Origin of the sequence: Streptomyces sp. NPDC057654, assembly GCF_042800135.1 — a bacterium.
Taxonomy (GTDB): domain Bacteria; phylum Actinomycetota; class Actinomycetes; order Streptomycetales; family Streptomycetaceae; genus Streptomyces.
In genome coordinates this window covers 1-21,377 of sequence record NZ_JBHVHQ010000014.1, presented here as the reverse complement: position 1 = coordinate 21,377, position 21,377 = coordinate 1, and the positions used below count along the sequence as shown (strand labels likewise).

General features: G+C 69.3%; 24 protein-coding genes and 1 pseudogene. 16 read left to right on the top strand and 9 right to left on the bottom strand.

What is annotated here, in order from left to right; all coding sequences use genetic code 11:
- The first annotated feature begins 8 nt into the window (after positions 1-8).
- The 5 genes from ACFU99_RS02730 to ACFU99_RS02710 all read left to right on the top strand — a co-directional run bounded on the left by ACFU99_RS02730 (position 9) and on the right by ACFU99_RS02710 (position 5,889).
- Positions 9-476, top strand: coding sequence for a hypothetical protein (locus tag ACFU99_RS02730; RefSeq protein ID WP_384384717.1), 468 nt, complete (start codon positions 9-11; stop codon positions 474-476).
- Positions 473-805, top strand: a complete 333-nt coding sequence (locus tag ACFU99_RS02725; RefSeq protein WP_384384714.1) for a hypothetical protein — start codon at positions 473-475, stop codon at positions 803-805. The genes ACFU99_RS02730 and ACFU99_RS02725 overlap by 4 nt, the downstream gene beginning before the upstream one ends.
- Positions 806-821: 16 nt before the next feature.
- A complete protein-coding gene (locus ACFU99_RS02720) occupies positions 822-1,781 on the top strand; it encodes a helix-turn-helix domain-containing protein (RefSeq protein WP_384384712.1) in 960 nt (319 codons plus the stop codon).
- Positions 1,782-2,009: 228 nt separating this feature from the next.
- Positions 2,010-3,578: an asparagine synthase-related protein gene (locus tag ACFU99_RS02715; protein WP_384384709.1), complete on the top strand. Its 1,569-nt coding sequence runs from the start codon at positions 2,010-2,012 to the stop codon at positions 3,576-3,578.
- Positions 3,579-4,986: 1,408 nt separating this feature from the next.
- Positions 4,987-5,889, top strand: coding sequence for a TauD/TfdA family dioxygenase (locus tag ACFU99_RS02710; RefSeq protein WP_384384706.1), 903 nt, complete (start codon positions 4,987-4,989; stop codon positions 5,887-5,889).
- A 139-nt stretch (positions 5,890-6,028) separates the two neighbouring features.
- Here ACFU99_RS02710 and ACFU99_RS02705 read toward each other — a convergent pair whose 3' ends face one another.
- A complete protein-coding gene (locus ACFU99_RS02705) occupies positions 6,029-6,802 on the bottom strand; it encodes a glycosyltransferase family 2 protein (protein ID WP_384384703.1) in 774 nt (257 codons plus the stop codon).
- Between the two features lie 65 nt (positions 6,803-6,867).
- Between ACFU99_RS02705 and ACFU99_RS02700 the strand changes: the two genes are divergently transcribed.
- Together ACFU99_RS02700 and ACFU99_RS02695 are read left to right on the top strand one after the other, a co-directional pair.
- Positions 6,868-8,124: a nucleotide sugar dehydrogenase gene (locus tag ACFU99_RS02700; protein WP_384384700.1), complete on the top strand. Its 1,257-nt coding sequence runs from the start codon at positions 6,868-6,870 to the stop codon at positions 8,122-8,124.
- Positions 8,125-8,175: 51 nt separating this feature from the next.
- Positions 8,176-9,564 (top strand): hypothetical protein, encoded by a 1,389-nt coding sequence (locus tag ACFU99_RS02695; protein WP_384384698.1) that lies wholly within the window; start codon positions 8,176-8,178, stop codon positions 9,562-9,564.
- Between the two features lie 49 nt (positions 9,565-9,613).
- Here the strand turns inward: ACFU99_RS02695 and ACFU99_RS02690 are convergent, their stop codons facing one another.
- From ACFU99_RS02690 to ACFU99_RS02680, 3 genes and pseudogenes are all read right to left on the bottom strand, one after another.
- Positions 9,614-9,793, bottom strand: coding sequence for a hypothetical protein (locus ACFU99_RS02690; RefSeq protein WP_384384751.1), 180 nt, complete (start codon positions 9,791-9,793; stop codon positions 9,614-9,616).
- 136 nt (positions 9,794-9,929) lie between these two features.
- A pseudogene (locus ACFU99_RS02685) lies at positions 9,930-10,049 on the bottom strand (class I SAM-dependent methyltransferase); the annotation flags it as partial.
- Positions 10,050-10,542: 493 nt separating this feature from the next.
- Positions 10,543-11,844, bottom strand: a complete 1,302-nt coding sequence (locus ACFU99_RS02680; RefSeq protein ID WP_384384695.1) for an IS110 family transposase — start codon at positions 11,842-11,844, stop codon at positions 10,543-10,545.
- 82 nt (positions 11,845-11,926) lie between these two features.
- On the opposite strand from ACFU99_RS02680, the gene ACFU99_RS02675 reads away from it, so the two are divergent.
- From ACFU99_RS02675 to ACFU99_RS02665, 3 genes are all read left to right on the top strand, one after another.
- Positions 11,927-12,304, top strand: a complete 378-nt coding sequence (locus tag ACFU99_RS02675; RefSeq protein WP_384384692.1) for a helix-turn-helix domain-containing protein — start codon at positions 11,927-11,929, stop codon at positions 12,302-12,304.
- 491 nt (positions 12,305-12,795) lie between these two features.
- Complete coding sequence (locus tag ACFU99_RS02670) at positions 12,796-12,936, top strand: hypothetical protein (RefSeq protein ID WP_384384690.1); 141 nt, start codon at positions 12,796-12,798, stop codon at positions 12,934-12,936.
- A gap of 22 nt (positions 12,937-12,958) precedes the next feature.
- Positions 12,959-13,825 carry a methyltransferase domain-containing protein gene (locus ACFU99_RS02665; protein ID WP_384384687.1) on the top strand — a complete coding sequence of 289 codons (867 nt, stop codon included), beginning with the start codon at positions 12,959-12,961 and terminating at the stop codon, positions 13,823-13,825.
- Positions 13,826-13,925: 100 nt separating this feature from the next.
- Here the strand turns inward: ACFU99_RS02665 and ACFU99_RS02660 are convergent, their stop codons facing one another.
- Positions 13,926-14,456 carry a 3'-5' exonuclease gene (locus ACFU99_RS02660; protein WP_384384684.1) on the bottom strand — a complete coding sequence of 177 codons (531 nt, stop codon included), beginning with the start codon at positions 14,454-14,456 and terminating at the stop codon, positions 13,926-13,928.
- A 339-nt stretch (positions 14,457-14,795) separates the two neighbouring features.
- Between ACFU99_RS02660 and ACFU99_RS02655 the strand changes: the two genes are divergently transcribed.
- Positions 14,796-15,299, top strand: a complete 504-nt coding sequence (locus tag ACFU99_RS02655) for a hypothetical protein (protein WP_384384681.1) — start codon at positions 14,796-14,798, stop codon at positions 15,297-15,299.
- Between the two features lie 79 nt (positions 15,300-15,378).
- Here the strand turns inward: ACFU99_RS02655 and ACFU99_RS02650 are convergent, their stop codons facing one another.
- On the bottom strand, positions 15,379-15,531 hold the full coding sequence (locus ACFU99_RS02650) for a hypothetical protein (protein ID WP_384384678.1): 153 nt from the start codon (positions 15,529-15,531) through the stop codon (positions 15,379-15,381).
- 215 nt (positions 15,532-15,746) lie between these two features.
- Between ACFU99_RS02650 and ACFU99_RS02645 the strand changes: the two genes are divergently transcribed.
- Positions 15,747-16,541 carry a hypothetical protein gene (locus tag ACFU99_RS02645; RefSeq protein WP_384384676.1) on the top strand — a complete coding sequence of 265 codons (795 nt, stop codon included), beginning with the start codon at positions 15,747-15,749 and terminating at the stop codon, positions 16,539-16,541.
- 264 nt (positions 16,542-16,805) lie between these two features.
- Complete coding sequence (locus tag ACFU99_RS02640; protein ID WP_384384673.1) at positions 16,806-17,114, top strand: helix-turn-helix domain-containing protein; 309 nt, start codon at positions 16,806-16,808, stop codon at positions 17,112-17,114.
- A 131-nt stretch (positions 17,115-17,245) separates the two neighbouring features.
- On the opposite strand, the gene ACFU99_RS02635 is transcribed toward ACFU99_RS02640, so the two are convergent.
- The 3 genes from ACFU99_RS02635 to ACFU99_RS02625 all read right to left on the bottom strand — a co-directional run bounded on the left by ACFU99_RS02635 (position 17,246) and on the right by ACFU99_RS02625 (position 19,076).
- Positions 17,246-17,428, bottom strand: coding sequence for a hypothetical protein (locus ACFU99_RS02635; protein WP_384384670.1), 183 nt, complete (start codon positions 17,426-17,428; stop codon positions 17,246-17,248).
- 84 nt (positions 17,429-17,512) lie between these two features.
- Entirely contained in the window at positions 17,513-17,878 is a 366-nt protein-coding gene (locus ACFU99_RS02630; RefSeq protein WP_384384667.1) for a hypothetical protein, read from the bottom strand.
- 100 nt (positions 17,879-17,978) lie between these two features.
- On the bottom strand, positions 17,979-19,076 hold the full coding sequence (locus ACFU99_RS02625; RefSeq protein WP_384384664.1) for a barstar family protein: 1,098 nt from the start codon (positions 19,074-19,076) through the stop codon (positions 17,979-17,981).
- Between the two features lie 379 nt (positions 19,077-19,455).
- On the opposite strand from ACFU99_RS02625, the gene ACFU99_RS02620 reads away from it, so the two are divergent.
- The 3 genes from ACFU99_RS02620 to ACFU99_RS02610 all read left to right on the top strand — a co-directional run.
- Complete coding sequence (locus ACFU99_RS02620; protein ID WP_384384661.1) at positions 19,456-20,004, top strand: hypothetical protein; 549 nt, start codon at positions 19,456-19,458, stop codon at positions 20,002-20,004.
- Complete coding sequence (locus ACFU99_RS02615) at positions 20,001-20,186, top strand: hypothetical protein (protein ID WP_384384658.1); 186 nt, start codon at positions 20,001-20,003, stop codon at positions 20,184-20,186. Before ACFU99_RS02620 ends, ACFU99_RS02615 begins: the two co-directional genes overlap by 4 nt.
- 360 nt (positions 20,187-20,546) lie before the next feature.
- The coding region (locus tag ACFU99_RS02610; protein WP_384384656.1) for a hypothetical protein at positions 20,547-21,377 on the top strand (831 nt) is incomplete at its 3' end.

Genomic DNA, 21,377 nt, shown 5'->3' with positions numbered 1-21,377 from the left:
CCAGATTCGTGACCGGCAGTCCGGAAGAGGCTCACACGGCCGAAAATCAGTGGCACACCTGGGGCCTGGCGCTCGTTCGGGTCGGTCCGGCCTGGGACGCGGTGAAACTGCCGTCGTCGCTGGTGCACCGTGTAGCCGGAGGACACGACCGAGAGCGCGTCAGCGCGGCGTTCCGCCGATTCGGGGTCACCGGCCCCGTCTTCGTCGAGCGCGGCACGTACGTCGCCCTGGTCCCGCCCGGCACCGCCGCCGAGTGGCAGGCCGCCGCTGAGTGCGTGACCACCACCGCACGCGAAATGCGCTACATGGGCGTGCCCGCGCCGCGGCCGCCCGGAGTCTCCTCCCACTGGGTCAACCCGCCTGCCGGGGCGATGTGCTCGGCGTCCGCCGTACGTGCCCTCGTCGAAGCGGGCGATGCGATCGGGCCGCACGGGGCGATCCAGGAGACTGGAGACGACGAGGAGGCCGGATCGTGAGCACCACCACCGGACAGGTGTCCTGGTTGACCGGCGTCCCGCTGGCCACCTGGCTGACCACTGCCTCTCCGTACCCCCACGCTGCCCTGGCTGCCTGGGGCGGAGGGGAGACAGCGACTCTGATCAACCAACTTCGGCAGGTGGCCGTCGAGCTGCCGCTGGCGGTCTCTCCCCCCGACGGCGAACGGCCTCGTCACCGCGTGGGACTGCGCCTGCTGTACGACCGGCCAAGGCTGCGGCTCACCGCAGTAAAGGCCCTCCGGGAAGCCGTCGGCGAGGCTGCACGCCGCGGCCTGCCAGCGCGAAGCAGCCTGAACTCGTGCCCGTAGTGGCAAGGAACCGAACATGAACCGCCCTGCGAAGTCCAACGTCCCCGCGCCGGCCGGCCGCGTGACCAGCTTCACCCGGATCCCGGACGCGGTGACGCTCGTGATCGGCCCGTATCTGAGAGGACTGCGCGAGGCCCGCTCGGTCTCCCTGCAGAAGGCCGCCGGCGTGCTCGGCTGCCACCTCGCCAAGATAAGCCGCCTGGAGACCGGCATCACGCCCCAGCGCACGGAGGATGTGCTGGCCCTGATGCGGTACTACGGAGTCCACGACCCCGAGCAGACCGAAGAGATACGGCGGCTGTTTGCCGGGAACCGGCACCGCGTCCCGGACTGCGCCCCAGGCTGGGCCGCACGCCTGGCCGCCTGCGAGTCCGCAGCGACCGCCATACGCACCTACACCCCCTGGACCCTACCCCCCATCCTGCAAACCCCCGCCTACGCCCAGGCCCTGCGCCGCACTCTCGCACCGCTGATCGACGAGAGCACCGAACCGGCCCCGTTCTCCCGAACCCTGCCCCCCGACCATGACAAAGCCGTCACCGTCGCCCTGGACGCGACGCTCCTCGCGCGTCCCACCGGCAGCGCCTGCGTCATGGCCGCTCAACTGGCCCACCTGCTCGCCATGATCGAGCACGGTCACGTGCAGATCCGGATCGTGCCACTGGACCGGCTCGTAGCCCTGCCGCCGAACGGCAACCTGAGCGAGCTCACCCTCCACGGCCCCCTGTACGTGGAGGAATCGGCGATGAGCGCGGTCTACGCCACCGGGCCCGTCACACGCAGCAAACACCTCCCACTCCTGGACACCGTGTTCGATGCGGCCGAGTCAACGGACCGCAGCGCCGACCTGATCAGGCAGGCACAGCACCGATTCGCCCAGGAAGAACCGGCCCATCCCGCTCATTTCGCCGAGACGCTCCCACCCTCAAAGGACCGTCCCGACCGGGTGGGCGAGCCCCGCCTGCCACCCCGCTGACAGCACAACCGGCGCAGCGCGATGCCGACTCGGCCAACGCGCCGTACACCGCGGCATCTTGCACCCCTTGCACCCCTCGCACCCCGTTCCGTCACCACCCGGTGCCCCGCAGCAGCGTGCCGCTCCGGAAGCCCCGGCCCCGGCATCCAGACGGGCGGCGCCCTCCCCACCCGCAACCAGCCCGTGCACTGCGCGGACCGGCACCGAGCACTACCGACTTGGAGGCCGATGATGCTGAAGTTCTCGCTGCCCCGGGAGGCCGGCCCCCTGGGGTGGGAATGGAAGAGGGGGCAGTGGCAGTGCGGCCGGGACTGGATCGGACCGCTGACGCACACGGCACTGGAAGCCCGGTCGGTCACCAACGGAACCGAACTCCTCTTCGTCGTGCGGGAGCGTGCGCAGCTGCCCTCGCTGATGGCCGGCACCGGCCCGGTCCGGGTGGACCAGGCGGCATACGACAAAGCCCTGGCGGAAGCCAGGACTTGGCCGTTGCAGGCCGTATGGATCGAGGTGACCGGGTCCACGGTCCGGATCGAGACAGGGCTGGGCGGGGTGTGCCCGCTCTACCTGGCGACCGACGAGCGGCGCGAGCGGCTCATCGGCTCCTGGGAGCTGACGGAGGTCCGCGACGCCGTCGCGGCCGACGATCTGAACGAGGAGGAAGTGGCGCGGTGGCTGGCGGACCGGCAGTGCTACGGACGTGCCACCATGTTTTCAGCGGTACAGCGGCTCACCGAGCGCAGCACGGCGCGCTTCGACAGGAACGGACTACGGCTGCTCTGTCCCCGGCAGACGGAACCGGCGCAGATGACCCCGGTGTCCGAGGACGCGGATGCGGTGAGCGCGTTCGAGGAACTGACCGCCGGGATCCTCGACCGCCGTCCCACCGCTGCTACGTTGACGGCGGCCCAGCTGACCGGCGGTCTGCACTCCACCAACGTCGCGCTGTCCATGGCCCTGGCCCACCCGGGCGCGGTGACGGCGTGCGCGCTGCTGGGCGGCGGCCCGGGCTCGCAGGAAGCCGTACGCCGCCGCGAAGTGATCCGACGGGCCGGCGTCTTCGACGCGGACTGCACGGTAGCGGTGTCCCAGTACCCTCCGCTGCACCCGGCCGGCGGCCGGCGCCAGGAATCCGAACGCGTCAGTCCCCTGGAGGGCCCCTACGCCGAGGCCGCCGGAGTGCTCGCCGACCGGCTCGCGGAACGCGGCATCACCCAGGTGCTCACCGGTTACGGCGGAACCGAGGCATTCCGCCCCGGCGCACAGCCCCGCACCGGTGCCTCCCAGGAACGGCCGGACTGGTGGGGGCCGCGGATGCGGGCACTGCTCGGCCACGAACCGGCGAAGACCACCACGCCGCCCACCGTGGCTCCCGAGAGCGCCCTGCGGGCGCTGGCCGCCGCGACTCCGCTGCTCGCCCGGCGCGAACTGTGGACCCTCGCCCCGTATACCGCCCCGCACATGATCGAATTCGGCCGGCAGCTCCCGGACGTATGGAAGCGGAACACCGGGCTGCTGCACCAGCGGCTGACCCGGCTCGGCCTGCGCGGCGAAGACCTCCGCCCGCCCTACCGGCTGAACCTGGCACCCCAACTGGACCGGGCCATCCACCGGCATGCAGTGCCCCTGCTGCGCGACTGGGGCCCCGACCTGTACCTGATAGCCGAGGGCTACCTCAACGCGGCGGGGTTCGCGCAGATCGTCGAGCGAGCGGCAGCGGGTCCCGAGCACGCCGCACCCTACGGCAAGGTGCTCTACCGGGCGGCGGCCATCGAACTGGCCCAGCGGGCCCTATAGACAACCGCCCGTACACGATGACCGGCGAACCTGGCCTCCACGGCCCAGACCCCGAAGCCGCACGCCTCCGGGACGCGCCACTGCCAACATGACCCCGAGACTCATCCCGCTCACCGTCCTCCCACCGACAACAGCCTCTTCACCCGCACCTTCAGACCCAGCCCCGATCCCACCGCGGCCCCAACCATCCGGCACACGCCCTAGATCCAGATCCCGATCCCACCACGGCCACCTTCACGAACCAGGAGCGGCGATGAACGCCCCGCAGCAGGCCCGGCCTCCGCCGGCCAGTGCGGCCTTTCCAACTCCGCCACCCCCTGGCGCCCCGGCGGCAGCCGGCTCCGCACGGGACCGCGCCGCCGGCCTCGCCATTCGACGGCATCAAACGGCACCCGCCCTCAACTCGCCGCGCCCCGGGCGGAGCAGCCACCCGCTGGCGACGGCTGCGCGGCGACGTGCCCCGCCCCACGAACTCCGAGGACCTGAGTGATCAACCCCGCCCCGCCAGGCCAACGGCCGTCCCCCTGCCCCGAACAGACGAGCAACACCATCAGCGGCCCCGTGCACCTGCACGGCCCGACCGTGCAGAGCGGCACCATCCACGGCGGGCTGCATTTCCACACCAGCCCCACTGTCCCTGCCCTCGCACGGATACCCCCGCGCCGACTGCTCCCTACTACGCCCGCGCACTTCATCAACCGCAGTGCGGAACAGCACGCAGTGCACCGCGCGGTCGGCTCAGCCCGGGAAGACGGACGTACTGGCCCTCCTCTGCGGGCCGGGCGGGATAGGGAAGACCGCGCTGGCTCCTCTCGGCGGCCGACCAGTACCCCGACGGCCAGCTGTACGCCGACCTGGCCTCGGAGTCACCAGCGCACTCGCCAGAGTCGAAGCGCAGCTCGCCGGCGGCTCCGACCGCTCCTTGTCGTGACGAAGCACCGGCCGGCGCACCGGATCGTGCCACTGGTCCAGTCCCGTACCGCCGGACGGACACCTGAGCGAGATCACCCTGCGTGGACGGCTGTGGTCGAGGAATTGCGACCGGCTGGCAGCTTTCCCCGCCTTGCCGAGACTCCCCGACCGGCACCTGGCGAAGAGACACCGAGCCGGGAGCTCTTCCTGCACCATCCACGCCAGACTCCGTCGTGCGTTTGGCGGAGCGGCTGTATGAGCAAGGGGCCCGCGAACGGGATGCAGGTGTGCTGTTCGTGCACAGCGGAGCCCCCGGCTGTCGCTGCGGGGAGCGGTATCTGCCGTTCACCGAATGAAGTGGTCGTCAAACGCGCAAATCCACAGAGAGAGGCCATGGCCGGGCCGAGGCCATCCCGGACACCGACACCCGCGGCGAGCGGATTGTCGTCCGCCCGCCCCGGTCCGCCGAGAACCCCAAGAGGGAAGGACGCCCCGCGTGTTCATCGACATCCCGCGCGAACTCGAAGCCGCCCTGACAGACCGTTCCCTCCCCGCTTGGGAACTGGACGGCTCGTTCCTGGCGACGTCCACCATGGAGCGGTACCGGACCGACCTGAAGGTCACCCCGCGGTTCGAGGAGACCGCCGCGGCCCTGCGCCACGCGCTGACCGGGGAGGGCGGCGGATACGCCGTGCTGCGGCTGGGGCGCCTTTCCAAGGTGCTGGGGACCGACGACGACCGCTTCCTGCGGCTGGCGACGGCCTTCGCGGCCGAGGTGGCGGTCCCCTTCTCGCCCTTCCCGCGGTGGCCTCTGTGGAAGGACATCGGGGTCAGGGTCGACAAGGACCCCGGCATGTCCAGCGGTATCGGGTACAACGCCTTCCACATGGACCTGGTGAACGCGAGCCTGCCCCCGGACTACACCACGCTCCTGTGTGTCCGCCCCGACCCCCTCGGCGGGGGCCCCAGCATCCTCTCCGACGTCCACGCGGCGGTGGCGCGGCTGTCGGAAGGCAGCCGTACCCTCTTGGCCGAGGCGGCCTACGACTACGGGACCTTCTTCGACCTGCACGGTGTCGGCGAGGAGTGCAAGCCGTTCCCGATCCTGGACGGTTCCGGCCCGGGCGAGGGGTTCGTCCGCTTCACCGCCAAGATGCTGGAGAGGTCCCGGCTCGATCAGGCGCACGCCGCCGCCGCCCGGGAGCTCGCCGACGAACTCGTCCGCGGGCAGGTCTCCTTCATGCTCCAGTCCGGGGACTACCTGATCGTGAACCAGCGGCGCTTCCTGCACGGCCGGGAGGCACTCCACAGCGGTCAGGAGACTGTCCCGGCAGCCGGCCGGCGGCTACTCCTCCAGTTGTTCCTCCGTGCGAGGGCCGGCAACGGCTCGGCCGCGTAGCGGGCCGACGGCACCGGTGACCCACCGAGTCCCGCCTCCAGCTCTGCCCCCCGAGCACGCGGCCCGGCCCCGGGGCGGGGAGCAGCCGGGCGCCCCCGGAAACGGTGGCGCGCCGGGCTCCTCGGGGCCGTGCACGGATCTAGATGCGCGCGTTGCGCAGCGACTGCCACACCGCACCGGCCAGCGCCCGCGTCGCCCGCGGAACCGACAGATGCTCATGCTCGCGGTACAGGGCCCAGTTGTACTGCACAAGCGAGAGCTTGTTGGAGGACAGCGATCCCGCCTGGTGGGCCCGGTACACCGCAAGCGGCTCAGCCAGGCCCCGGGCGTCAGCGCCGTCCCGCATGATCGACAGCCAGAGCGCGTAGTCCTGGCGCTTGCGCATCTCCGGCATCAGCCTCGTGCCCAGGACATTGCGGTCGTACATGGCCGTCAAGGCGCCGATGTAGTCCCGGCGCAGCATCGCGTTGTAGTCCACGTGCGCCCGCGCACGGATCACCCGCCCGTTCGGGACGAAGCCGGTGCTCTCGCCGCCGTAGCCGGCGTCCATCTTGAAGTACGAGGTGAACGTCAACGGCGCATCACCCTCCGCAGCGAAGGCGAGCTGCTTCTCGGTCTTCTCCGGAAGCCACATGTCATCGCTGTCGAGAAAAGCGATGTAGTCCCCGCGGGCCCGCTCGATCGCGAGGTTGCGGGCCCGGCCCGCACCGCCGCGCTCGGGCGCCGACTCCGGCAGGACGCGGTCGTCCTGCTCGGCGAACTCGCGGAGCAGGTCCATGGAGCCATCGGAGGACTGGTCGTCGGTGACCAGCAACTCCACGTCGCTGTGGGTCTGCGTGAGCACCGACCGGACGGCTGCGCCGAGGGTGGCCGCCGAGTTGTACACGGGCATCACAACAGACACCAAGGGCACAGCGCTTCTCCTTACCAGACCAGAACGACGGTCCATTCAAGCACCGCAATCGAGTAGGAGCTGCCATGCAGATAGTCGTCGCTGGTCAGGGCTACGTAGGGCTGCCCCTGGCCGTACGGGCCGCAGAAGTGGGTCACCGTGTCGTCGGCTACGACGTGGACCCGCACCGCGTCCAGCAGCTCGCCGCCGGCCAGTCCTACGTGGAGGATGTGGCCTCCGTACGGCTGCGCGCAGCGCTGGACTCCGGGGCCTACTCCGCAACCGCCGATGCTGCCGCGCTGGCCGGCTTCGACATCGCGGTGATCACCGTGCCGACCCCGCTGCGGGACGGCGTGCCCGACCTGACCTGCATCGAGTCCTGCGCCCGGACCCTGGGCGAGCACCTTCGCCCCGGCGCGACGGTGGTCCTGGAGTCCACGTCCTACCCCGGCACCACCGAGGAACTGCTGCTGCCGATCCTGGAGACGGCATCGGGCCTCAAAGGCGGGGTGGACTTCCTGGCCGGATTCAGTCCCGAACGCATCGCTCCGGGAAACAAAAGGTGGTCGTTCGACGGGACACCCAAACTGGTGTCCGGAATCGACGCCACATCACTCGCTGTGATCAAGGGTTTCTACGACGGCATCTTTCAGACCACGGTACCGGTGTCCGGGACCAAAGTCGCCGAGCTGGCCAAGCTGATCGAGAACATCTTCCGGTTCGTCAACATCTCCATGGTCAACGAGATGGCGATGCTGGCCGCTTCCCTCGGCGTGAACATCTGGGAGGCGATCGACGCCGCCGCGACCAAACCCTTCGGATTCACGCGGTTCACCCCCGGACCGGGAGTCGGCGGGCACTGCCTGCCCGTCGACCCGTTGTTCCTCTCATGGAAAGTCCAGCAGGAGCTCGGCGTCCCATTCCGGTTCGTGGAACTCGCAGACGACGTGAACCGCCACATGCCCGACTACGTCGTCCGGCGTCTCGTGGAAGCACTCGACAAGCGCGGCATACCCGTCAGGGGATCTCGGGTCCTGCTGCTCGGCCTGACCTACAAGTACAACGCCACCGACCTCCGCAACTCACCTTCGGCGCGCGTCGCCGAACTGCTCATCAACCTGGGCGCCGAGGTCCGCGGCGCCGACCCCAACATCCCGGAGGGCGACGACACCAAGCTGACCATGCCCCGGGCCGACGCGAGCCCGGAGGAGGTCGCGGCCGCTGATGCCGTGGTGCTCCTCATGGACCACACCCGATTCGACCTCCCGATGATCGAGAAATGCGCAGCCTATGTTCTCGACTGCCGCAACCGCCTTTCCGGAGCGAATATCGACACTCTTTAGCATCTCGAAATCCTCCCGACCCGCCGCCCATCCTCCATCCCGGGAGTTGCCTTGCGCGACGAATGGGAACACGCCCACACGGACTACACCAGGCCCGCGCAGCGTCAAATTCCCGCCTCGCTGGCCGAAAGCGAAAGCGACTGGCGCCAGTACCTGGAGACATCAACCCCCAACGGCTGGCTGATACGACACAACGCCATGACCGAAGCGCTCGTCAGCGGAAAGCCGATATACCTGCTGCACACCACCAAGGACATCGACGCCATCCGCGTCAGCCGGCAGTTGCACGTCTCCACCGGATGCCTGGTCGGAGCCCTGTACTGCTCGCCACTCGTCCGTCAGCGTGAGGGACTGCGGCCCCACAACCTCGGCACCTACCTGATGCGGACGAAGCCCTCCACCACGCCCATGGTCTTCGAGGTCATCCCGGACGCCCCGATCCGGCCCAAGGGCGTCGACTACCTGCATCTCGGCGCCATCCATCTGCGTACCTATGAGCGCTACCAGAGCTTCCTGACCCCGGCCGAGAACGACCAGCTCGACCACACCGTACTGACCGGGCTGCGTACCGCGGCCGTGTTCCTCGACGCCGCCCTGCGCAACGCAGCCGGCTATGCCACGCAGGCACCCGAGTTCATCGACCAGCTCTCCGACGCCGTGGCCCACGTGCCATTCCTCGGCTACCTGTACTTCGAGGTTCTGTCCGAATACCTGATGCTCCACTCCGTCACTCCGGAGACCAAGACCTATGCCCAGGCGGGAGAGCTGAACAACTGGCTCTACAAACGACTCGCCTTCGCCGCCGTGGACGGCATGGACCAGCTGTTCGACCTGGCCCGTTTCAATCCGTGCCACCACCGGCTCGTCCAGCTCATCGAAGGCATGGAACCAGCTCTGGCCCCGGAAGTCGCCGAGTACGTCCGGCGACGACTGTCCCACCTGTTCGCCCGGACCGCACTGCACCCGTCCCAGGATGCGGCGTCCGCCACCTTCCTGGGCACTGATCTCATCACGCTCCGGAACACCGCGCCTGGACTGATCGGCCAGATGATCTTCCGCGAGATCCGGTACATGCCGCGCTACCAGCAGCTCTACCACTGCTTCGAGAAAGCCAAGGCCCTTGAGGCATGGGATTACTGGAACAGCGAGGGAATACCCACCCCCTTCAACGGAACCCTCCCCAAGGGAGAGATAGGGATAAATCCCGTCTACCCCAGATCAGTAGTCAGAGCATGGACGGCAGAATGCGACAGCAAGGGCTACTTACATCCGGCCGACGAGGTCACGGCCGTTTTCACGCCGCACCTGGCGTCGTGGCGGGCGCCTTCTCGTCGGCGCGAGAGGCAGAGCACCACCGCTGACTCACGAGTCGACGTGGCCCGGGGAGCCCGACCTCCGCTTCCCATCCAATGGGAAGCGATTGATGGCATCTCCGCGTGACCTCCAAACTCCTGAACATCATGACCGGCATCAACCACCCCTTCGCCGGTTACGCGGAGCGGTGAGCGCGCACCATGAGCGTCCCGACGTCCTGCGGGGCGGGTGCGGCGAGGATCTGGGCGTCGATACCGGCGAAGCCGTGGCGCTTGAGGAGGTCGGCCCACCACTCGGGTGAGTAGGACCAGCGCAGCAGGACGATCCGACGGCCGGCGAGTCCTTTGCCGTACATCGAGTCCGGCCCGAAATACCCCTCGATCGGCTCGGCCTGAGAGAAGGCGAAAACGCCGCCGGGTGATCAGAGGGGTGAGCTGGTCCGGGTCGGTGAACCACACGGCGCCCCAGATCGAGTAGATCGCGTCGTACGAGGCGGTGGTCGAGGTCAGGTTTGCGCGCGCCTCGCCTTCGACGAACGAGAGTCCGGGGATGTCCTGCCACCACTTGCGGGCGCGGGCGGTCTGCGCGGCGGAGAAGTCCAGGGCGGTCACCCCGACGCCGTGCTCCCGGGCGAGGTAGGCGGCCTCCTTGCCTTCGGCGGAGCCCAGCTCCCGCGCGGTGCGCGGGCTGCCGAGCAGCTCGGCGCCGGGGCCGTGGCCGTCGTATTGAGTTCACCCGAAGTCGTCGGCGGCCGGGCGCAGCTGCTCGCTGTCTCCCCGGTACGGGCGGTAGGTATCCCAATACTCGGACAAGGTGGCGGCGCGGGACGGCGCTCCTCGGGGCGGGTGCGCCACACGGTACCCGTACGCCGCGGCTGGGACCGGCAGTTGACGTTGCTTCACCCCCACGGGTGGGCCGCGCGCCGAGGCCCGGCAGCAGACGAGATGCTGCCGGGCCAGGGGCATGGTTGTTCAGTGGCAGTTGACGCCTGGAGGAAATGACCGGCATACCGCAGTGGCCGGACCATGTCGGGGACTTGGGGCGGTGGAGCGGGGAGGCAGCCGGGTGCCATTCCCGCGTAAGGGCTCGGGGCCCAGGGAGCACTCAGGCATCGGGTGTCCGGCTGCCCGCCCGCTCCACCGCCCAGGTCACCGGAGCGCGGGGGGGCAGGGGCGGCTCGGTGCCCGATCGAGGCCACATGACCGCCTCGTTGTATGCCTGGCCGGTCGCGAGGCAGTGGTGAAGGCCGGAGAGAAGGCGCCCGCCGACGATGCGCAGCGCGGCCGCATACCCGTCGCCGTTCTCGCGGCGTGCGTCGTAGCGGTCCCGGCAGCCCGGGGAGCGGGTCAGGGCGCCGAAGGCCCAGCGGTGCACGGCGGTGCGCAGCACCACGTTGGCGGAACGGCGGTGGGTGACGCTGCAGACGGTGCTGGAGGCCCAGGTGATCGGCGCGGTGCCCGCGTAGGCGCGCAGGTGCCGGGCGGTGGGGAAGCGTTCCGCCGCGTCGCCGATCTCCGCGAAGAGGCGGACGCCCAGCGTGGAGCCGAGGCAGGGGAAAGTCCGGTACACGGCAGCCTGCGGATGGGCGTCGAATGCGGTGTTGGCTTGTGCTTCCAGGCGGTCGACGGTGCGGCTGACGGTCTCCAGGCGGCTGAGCAGGGTGAGGGTGCGCTCGCCGAGGGCAGTCTCGGTGGCCGGAGGCTGGCGCAGGTCCAGCACGGCGAGGTGGCCGCGGATGACGGCGGCCGTGTCCTCCACGAGGCGGAACCGCCCCGCCGCTTCCAGCACTTTGGCGATCCGGCGCACGGACAGGGCGGCGGCCTGGGCGGGCGTGGGGGCGAGCGCGAGGAGGGCGCGGGCCTCCGCGCGGCGCAGCCCCAGGTGATATGGGGACCAGGCCCGGACGTAGGCGGGAAAATACAGCATCAGGTGGGAGCGGAGTTTCGCCAGGAGCCTGCGGCGTTCCTCCGTCGCGTCGAGATGGGTGCGGGCCAGGACCTGGACGGCCTGGGCCTGGTCGGTGGAGACGGGGGAGGGACGGAACTCCGGCTGGGTGCGGATGATGTTGGCCAGGAGTGCGGCGTCGGTCCGGTCGGACTTGCTGACGGCCACGCCGCTGCGGCCCCGGAAGCGGGCGGAGACCGCCGGATGGACCACGACGACGGGCTGCCCCCGGCGCCGGAGCTCGGCGACGAGCAGCCGCCCGCCGTCCTCCACGGCGCACGGGACCTGGAGGCGGGAGTAACGGTGCGAGCGGCTGAGTCCGCGCAGCGCGGTGAGGAGCTGGTCGACGCCGTCGCGGCTCTCTTCGATCCGCAGGTGCTGCACGACAGCGCCTGCGGCGTTGACGATGGCGCAGTCCTGGAGCCGTTCCGACCAGTCGATGCCGACCCACCAGCGGGGCATGTGCAACTCCCATCCACTCCGTATCGTACATACATGTACCACACGTGATGGTGTGCAGGATCGGCGGGAAGGGTGCGGGATCATGTGGGCGGACGAAGTGTCAGACTGGTGGGAGGGCGGCGTGCGCGGCGACAGGGTCCCTCATGCGTACACCGAGGGCGAATGGCCGTACGAGGCCGTCCCCCTGGACGACGCCCCGCTGCCCGTCCACTACGGCCTGGCGCTCGCCCGCACCCTGGACATGCTGTGCGAGCGGCACGAAATCTCTCACCGCGCCCTCTCTCTGCGCGCGGGGCTCGCCCCCAATGGCGTCGGCCGGATCGTGCGCGGCGAGGTCTACCCCGACCTCGCCACTGTTGCCCGCCTGGAAGCAGCCGTCGACGCCCCGATCTACCCGCAGGGCCTCTACCGTGACCTGCCAGGGACGAACCGCCCGGAAAACCCACAGACGCCGCGCTGACGGCCGATCTCACCCTCCACGGTCGCGTCATACTAGGATGGCCGCGTTCGGCCGCATACGACCCCGTTTCGCAGGTCGCTTTTCTTCCACTCTGACGAGAAAATGCGATTTCTACCCAGATGGTGTTAGCGCCGCACGCCGGCCTGACATGGCACGCACAGCGTCATCGCCCCGGCCGGGCGGGCGTTGGCATGTCTCCACACGAACGGGACTGTCCGGGCTTCGTCCCAGCTGACCGGAGCGGGCGGTGAACTCAGCGACGCCAGACGAACCGCGGCTCGCCACTTCCCCGAGGGGTGACGGACTCGATCCCGCACCCAGACGAACCCGGGCCGCGCAGGCTACCGTACTGACGTATCGGCAACTTCTTGCCTCCTGGCGCCTGAGGCCGATAGGCGGACTCGGCCACCCCGGCCCCGGGCCGCCCGGACAGTTCACCGCACCTGCCACGGGACGGGCGACGCCACGAGGCTGTGCGGAGGGAGAATCGGATGCCGGGCACCAACGGCGATGAGCACAACCCGCAGACCGACGAGAGCGACATCCCGCACACCGGTCAGCAGGACACCGGCAACGGTGAAGGCCAAGGCACTGACGAGGACAAGATGGGCGGCGGGAAGCCCAGCTCGTAGCTCGGCAGAGGGGAACGGCGCGATGGATGCAGCGGCGCTTCGACAGCAGTGCGCGGACGAGATCGACACCTACCGCGGCGGCTACTTCCACGGCCGGCCCTGGCTGCGCGCGGCGTTCCTCTCCATCCCGCGCCAGGACTTCGTGCCCGAACGGGTATGGCGGGCCCGGCGCGGCGACGGCGGCCGGTATCCGGTCGTGGACCGCCGCACGAATCCGGAGTGGTGGTTGCGCGCGGTCTACGAACCGCGCGCCCCCCTGATCACGCAGATCGCCGACGGCCAGGTCCGCATCGAGGACGGAGCCACCGACAACGCGGACTTCACCAGCTCGATCTCCTGCTCATCGGTGACGGTCAACATGCTGCACCACCTCGACCCACAGCCCGGCGACCGCGTCCTGGAGATCGGCACCGGCACCGGCTACAGCACTGCTCTGCTAGCCGCCCGTGTGAAGGCCGAGCACATCACCACCATGGAGATCGACCCCGAGCTCGCCGGCCAAGCCGAAAAGCGGCTGGCACGGCTCGGCACGGCGCCGCACCTCGCCGTCGGCGACGGAGAACTCGGCTGCGCCGAGCGAGCGCCGTACGACCGGATCCTCTCAACCGCTTGCGTACAGCAGATCCCGCCGTGCTGGCTGGAGCAGCTCCGGCCTGGCGGCACACTGCTCACCCCCCTCGCCACGCCGTACGGATGCGACGCGCTAGCGCGGCTGACCGGCGACGGCCAGGGCCGCGCTCACGGCCGCTTGGTCGCCGCCGTGAATTTCATGCGAGTGCGCGGCCAGCGCGGGCCCCGGCCATGGCGGGAGAACGGCTGGTTCACCTTCGCCGACCTGGCCATCAGTGCAGACACCGACGGGCAGCACATCCGCCCGCATGCGACGTGACGGCCGTAGCGTTCTGCCGCGCCAGGTCTCTTCGTGCATCTCGCGGTGGGGCTGGGAGCCGGGTGCGGCCTCTGTGGTGGCCCCGGTGAGGTGGCGCCGTTCAAGCCACGCGGTCAGGCTGTGGCCCTTCACGCGGGGGTTCAGGGCGCGGGCGAGGCGGAGGGTGTCCAGGAGCCCGGCGGGGGTGATCTGGGGGGTAATGGCGGTGCAGGAGCCGCCAGTCGACACGGACGTTGTGCCCGATGATGATCTTGCCGTCCAGCAGGGCGGCGAGGCGGGGCCAGACGTCCTGTGCGGACGGGGCCTTCGACAGGACGTCGTGGGTGAGGCCGGGGGAGATCCACGGGCGCTGTTGGATGGGCCGCCCGGGGTTGATCCGCGTTGAGTGCGATGCGGACGGGACAGGACGGCCCTCGTGCACCGGGACCACGGCGATCTCCAGGATCGCTTCCCCCTGGGGGTCCTGCGGGCCGGTGCCTTCGAGGTCGAGGGCTGCCAGAGCAGGGCTGTTCCACCAGGGGCTTGTCTCGTCCATGGGCCGTCCCATCCGTTGTGCACCGGGTGTGGCGCCGGAGGCTCGCCAGGCGGCGATGACCTTCTCGCCGATTCCTTCGGCGTCACCTTGCGTCATGCGAAATTGTCCTCGTACGGGACGGGAACGCCCAGCTCCCGCAGATACTGGGCGTTCTCTTCCTTGTGGCAGTCGCTGGTGAACACGAGGGTGTCCGTTATCCGCCCGGCCTCCAGGATGCCCCTGCAACCCGTGGCATGACCACCGGTCAGATCGGCCCGTTGGCGAGCGCCGACGGGCCGGTGCCATACGCCCCGGCATGGATATTTTCGGATGAGCAGTGCTTCCCTTCCGCCGACGCAGCCCCGCGACAGCCGCAAGATAGGCTCTCTGGATCAACGGGATCTTTATCTTGGGGGACGTGACGTGATGAGACGCCGGGTTTTATGTACCGTCGCGATGGGGGCACTTGCTCTGACCGGATGTTCCGACTCCGGCCCGGCACTGGCGTTCGGCACGGAAGCGACCGTCGACGGTGACCGCACCGGCAGCGTCGGTGTGACCGTCCTGCGAGTGGAGAAGGGCAGCCACGCCGATCTCTCCGGGCTCAAGGACGCATCGCAGTATCACGGCAAGACGCCTTACTACCTGCACTACAAGCTCACCAAGACCGCCGAGGGAAATGACGACGACGAGGCTTCGCACTTCAAGGTGGCCAAGGACGGCAAGAAGCTGACGGAGCTGTTGGTCCTCACCTCCATGGAGCCCACCGGCGATCCCGACAGTCCCCTGGTCACCCGCAGCTTCGACAGGTGCACGGACGCATCCCACACCAAGTGGAAGAAGGCCGCCGAGGGACAGAGCGTGGAGGGCTGCGCCGTCTTCCTCGCTCCTGACGGAGCCGGGGAATCGTCAACCGTCACCTGGACACGACGCAGTGAGACCCTCGCCACCTGGCAGTAGCCCTCATACCCGGCCAGGAGTGACTGCTCTGTCCCAGTGACGAAGGTACGGGCCGCATCATCGGGCGTGGGGCAGTCGGTCAGGTAATGGTGCGGGCGCGCAGAGCCAGCAGCCGGTCGTTGGAGGACGAGGTCGCGGTGCGCCGGTACCGGACCCGGAGGATCTCGTGGGCGTTGCGGGCGGTGGTCAGGCAGGTGTCGAAGCCCTCCTCGTCCACGACCGACGGGGTCATGGCGAGCAGCGACGAGAATTTCGCAGGCTGCGGGTCGCTGGATCGGGAGACCGAGGCATGAGGGGAGGCGGCGGCTGCAAGGATCGAGGGTCACGCGGCGAAGACGGTGGAGGGGACGGGAGACGATGCCGAAAAAGCGCAAGAAGGACCGCAGGGCACCTCGGAAGCGAGCCGCGGTGCGGACTGCTCCAGCACCGCACACGGAGGCGGAGCCGGTGGACTGGGACGACGAAGACGAAACGGAGGAGGGCATCGAACTGCTCGGTTCCCTGACCCGGCGGTTTCCCGCTCCTGCGGACGGGGTGAAGGCCGTCCAGGCCGGTGAGCGGGTGGAGTGGACCGGCCATATCGACGGGTCGATGATGCGTCACCGCCTTCTCCTGACCGACGACGGCACCGCGGCCGTCGAACAGGCGGTCTTCGTCGGCGGCATTCTCGAGAGGGCCCTGCTGTGCGCCTGGCACCAGGCGGGGGAGGAGGGCCGGGAAGTGCTGGAGAGCGGGGTGCTCGCCGCCCTGGACACCCTTCACACGGCGCTCCGGCCGGCCCTGGAAGCGCAGATCCGCGAGGTGTGCCCCGACTACACCGCCGCGGTTCCGCAGCCCTTCCGAGAAGAACCGGAACCGCACGGGCCGGGCATGCCGCTGTTCGGATGGCGGCTTCTCCACCCGGTCGGCCCGGACACCACCTGGGAGGAGACCGTCGACACCGCGACATGGAACAGCTCCACGACCATGTGCGGCTGGCTCGGCTTCGACGACGGCATCCCCGAGCTCCAGCCGGCCGAACTGGCCCGCCTCCTGCGCCGGCACGACGTGCCGGCCCTGTGCTGCGTGGATTGCGGCAGCCCCATCACCGACCGCCATCCGCGATGGGCCGGCGTCTGGGTCACGCCCGACAGCGATTCCGGCCCTTTGTGCGAAGCCCCCCGCAGGAGCCCCGCCGGTCGGGAACCGCTGCTCGGGATGCTCGCCGACGAGGAGTTCGGCACTCCCCACCGTCCCGCCTGATGTCTTCTTCGGAGCTCCGCCTTCTGGGCCGGGCCTGGGTTTCGGCACCGCCGTGGTGGGGGCCGCGTCCGTACGGGCAGGAAGAAGAAGGAGAGCCGGATGGATGCCACCCTCAAGACCGGAGGGGCGCCCTTGGGGCGGTACCGCAGGATTGCCTGACTCAGCTCGGTCTCCAGTGCGACGCACCACGAATACCAGCTGAACAAATAGCCGTATTGCTCGACATAGTGCACATCAACCTGGAAGGGCGCATCTCGATGCCCGGTGGCACCCAGCGCAGCGCGACGCCGAGGGACCTGGCCGCAGCCCGAACGCGTGGCCCGACACGACCGTGGTCGGACACCCCAGGCGAGGGTCGTCCACGCCATTGCGCACACTCTGCGGGCGAGGCTGGACGAACAAGGGCTGAGCCTTCGCCAGACTACAGCCCTTACTGGCGTCAACCGGCTGGCGATCGTGAACCTGCTCAGCGGCATCAGCCGGCCCGACGTCGTCACGGTGAGCTTGCTCGAAGACGGGCTCGGCGTCGCAGTCTGGCTGGGGGCTGAGAGCCCCGCCACGGCGGAGTGCTGATGAGGCCGACGGAATATCCGGCACGAGTGCCTACTTTCCCCACCACCAGTAAGTGAATGGGTGTAGAGGAATAGGCCACGTGATCCCAGTGCGTAGCCGTCGGCTAAACTAAGTGCGTATGTGAACCGTGATCAGGGGCACGTATCGGTGTCGCCGGAGGGCAATCCGGCGACACCACCTCTCTCACGAATGATCAGAGGCGTGTATCTGGGCCAGGCGGCCTCGCCTTCCGGGGTTTCCGGCAAATCGCGGACCACGGCGTATGCGCCGGCGGCCACTTTCTCCACGTGCCCCTTGGCGACCAGCCGGTTCATGACACATCCTCGTTCGGACGATTGGAGTTCCCGGGCTTCTCGGCGCGCCCCTTGGTCCGCAGCCGGTCGATGGCCTCGACTACCTCATCGACATGCATGGCACGGTCTGAGGTGGCCAGGATCGTGATGATGAAGTCCTGCAGGCTGTTGGACCCGTCGTCCTGAAGACCATCCAGTTCGTGTGCCGCTCGGCTGCTGCTGTTCCTGCGATTTCGGGTGCGCCGGGAGGGCGGGGTCTGCCGACTCTCCGTGACGTGTGGCGGACACGGGCTTGGCGAACAGGCGCAGTGTGCCGTTGGTAGGCAGGATGCCGGTCAGATAGAGCTTGTGGCCGAGGAACTCCGGCAGCGTGATGGTGGGCAGCGCCTTGTTGACGGTCTTCGCGAGCGCGGCCAGGAACTCCACTGTGGCCTCCGCGTCCCACTCGTTGACGCCGGCCAGATCCGGCATCTGTCCCCAAGCGGGCACCATCGAGTGTGTGAGTCGGCAGCTTGCTCGGAACGTGAGCCAGACGAGAGGGACGGGCCAGAAGCACTGAGTGGACAGCGGCTCATGCCAGGGCGACGTCCATACCGCCCTCGGCCAGGGCCTCAAGGACTGCGGCGAACAGGTCGTAGGGCTGTCCATCCGGTGTCAGGCTATGAGACAGGTGCTCGCGTGCGATCGCGGCGTCTCGCCAGAGCAGGGTGGCGGGGGCCGTGTAGCCGAAGGTGCCGCGCAGGCAGTCGTCAAGGGCCGCGAGACAGCCGCCGAAGTAGCCACCCGGCCCGTGGACCGCCTCGCCAAGCGCCAGATAGAGAGCTGGTTCGTCAGTGATGTACCGACCGTCGAGCTCGTAGGCGTGACCGGCCGGCCGGTCACGGTGAGATCGTCGACAGGCCCGCTCTCGGACGAGGTCATTCCAGGCTCCGCGGCGGCGGGTATCGAGGCCGGCCCAGGCATTCACGGCGTCCGGCGGCCCCGCAAGCCACCGCTCCCAGATGGGCCGGGCGAATTCGGGGACGGGCCTGAAGAGGCCCCCGTCGAGCTCCAGGTCGATCAGGTCCGTCCCTCGGGAGGATGGGCGCCAGTCGCTGACCGTGGCCCACAGTAGCCGATCTGTAAGCAGCTCACCTTGGTCGTCCCGTATCTCCAGAGCGACCTCTTCCAGATCCAGCGCCCGCCGGGTGCCCTTCATCAGCGCCACCCTCAGCGGATCACTCTGTGTGAGCCCCCGCAAGGCGAGCGGGCGCGACACCTGCTCGGGCGGCAGGATGCGGGTGAATTCCCGGCAGGAGCCAAGCCAGCGGTGCCCGTCGTGCACGCGAACGAGACCCCTGTGCCCCTCGGGCGGACCTTCGTAGCCGTCCAGACCGGTGAGCAACACACTGTCTGTCCCGGGAAGCTGTCCCAAACGCGCCGCGTCCTCCAGCAGCCAGGCGTCGAGTGCCTCGTCGTCCGGCACCAGCCACACCCGGCTGCCGACCCAAGCGGGTACGCCAGTTCTTTCCGGAACCCAGCCGAACAGCTCCAACGTCCCGCGCTGGGATTCTCCGAACAGTCCCTCCGCCTCGGCGCAGACGCCCAAGACATGGCCGTGCTCCGTCTCGGTCAGCGTGTACCGCGCGCTCCCGCGCTCGTTCTCATCCTCATACACAGCGGAAATCATGCCCCGACCACGTCCCGACGACGAAGCCGGGATCTTCTGCTGGACGCAGGCTCAGGGCCGTCTCCGGCCGGCGACCCACATGCTTGGTGTCAGTCGGTACGACTCGATGTCATCTATCTCGAAAAGTCGCAGCCCGGCTGGAAGCCTCCGGCATACGAGCGCGATGTCAGTGCCACCCGCTACGGTGGAGACCGCACCAAACGGCATGCCGCGAACCGCCGTTTCCGCTGCCGCCCCGCGCCCACGCCGCAAGGGGCAGCGCCGCCGGACAAGGACCGAAGCCGGGTCCCGTGCAGCATCACCCGAAGGACCTGCCTGTCCGGCTGCGAGTTCACGCGACGTCCGGCGGGAAGCGTGGGGTCCCGCTGTGGAGACGACCGTGACCAAAACCGGCAGTGACCACCTCAAGCGCCAGGCCCGGAAGATCCGCCGGGACACCGGCCGCCGCCTCCCCGACATCCTCGCCGAACTGCGCGACACGCCCCGCCGGACCCCGTCGAGGGAACTCGTCCTCCTATGTTCGGGCCTCGTGCACCCGATCGATGGCGGGCACTGCGCCCGCCCCGCCGGCCACCGCCAGCACGAAGGAGGCTGGGGCGGGTGCTCCCTCGAACCCCACTTCCCTGCCCGCGTCTGGCGGGGCTACTTCGAGGCCCGCAACGCGGCCGGGCACGCCAAGTACGAGGCGTGGCTGGCCGGCCTCACCCCCAAGGAGCGCACGGAGTACGAGGCCGAGCAGGAGGCGGCGTACCAGGCGGACATGGCCTGGGAGGCGGCCGAGCCGTACAGCCCGGAGGAGGAGCGAAGCCTGGAATACGCCCTCGACGCGGCCGACGAAGCACGCTGGGCCGCCGAAACCGACGCACAGGAAGAAGCCGGCGGATACGACGCCGAGCTGTACGACGAGTGGGACGGGGACTACCGGTGAACCCGTACTGGACGACCGTGCAGGAGCAGGCCGCCGCATACTCCCTGGCCCACGACCGGCCCGGCGGCTCCCTGCTGGACGGACTGCCCGTCCTCGCTGTGCACGCCGAGGACTTCTCCCCCTTCCACACGCTCCACACTGCGGCTTGTCTCCGGTGGAGGTGGCGGAGGAGACGCTGGTGACGGCACCGAGGTAGACGGCGCAGCCGGTCTCGACAGCCGCGGTGAAGCTGCGCAGGCCGCCGGTCGCGGGCGACGGCGTCGCGCTCCTTGGCCTCGGCGTCCGCGGACAGGCCCCAGCGGCTGAGCAAGTGGGCGGCGATTCGGCGGTCCGCCAGGTGGGCGGACGGTGGCCCGCGGGCGCGGCGAGAGCGGCGGCGTTCGTCTGCAGAGTGCGCAGGACGTGTGTTTTCGTGCCCGTACGGCGGGCGGTGCACGTTCCGTCCCCCGAGCCCTGCCGCTGTCTGCCAGGATGAGCCCGGTCTGTCCGATGAGGGGAGTGAGGAGAGCGTGGCGTCAGGAGATCGGTGTGGCCGACTGCTTGTGATCGATTTCGACTTCTTTTTCCACAATCCCGCCGAAGGCAACCCCGCCCCGCATCGCGGTCGTGAGGCTCTCTATGACTGGGGGCACGCAGAGAACCGGTGGCTGCGCGAAGCCGTCTGGACGCTGCGCGCGAAAGACTTCCTGTGCGACGGGACCGACCTGCCCCGCTGCGAGGGATACGAGGACTTCTGGGGCCGGTTCACCTTCACCGACGAGATCCCGCCCCTGCTCTACGCGGACTCCAACCTCTACGCGGGCCAGGTCACCCCCTTCCACTTCGGCCTGTTCGATCTGAAGGCCACGGCATGGCGGGACGTACATCTCTTCGATGCGCATCACGACAGCGGCGGCTACCCCCTCGAACACGGACCGACGTCCTTCGAGGACTGGAGGGAGCTGGGAGAGTTCTCGTGCTCGGACTGGATGCTCGTCCACCACGACAAGGGCAGCCGGCTCACCGTCACCTACCCGGCCTGGCGCCCGGAGGGTGACTCCTACCTGCCCATAATCCCCCTGCACACGACGGTCGACGACGGACGTGAGGTGGCCGCCCCGTTCGACGCCGTCTTCCTCGCCCGGTCCGGATCCTGGGTGCCCTCTTGGTGCGATGACCAGTTCACCCAGCTGCTGGCCGCCTTCCCCGGCCGGGCACACCTCTTCCCCGGCAGCGAATGGAAACACCCGCGACCGGACCCCCTGCCCCAGGCACGACGGATGGCCGAGGACTTCTTCGAGATGCGAACCCGCCCCGAGACGCAGGCGGCACGCACACGGCCTTCCACGCTGGGGCCGCAGCCGGCGGCGGCCCCAGCACACCGCCCTGAGCCG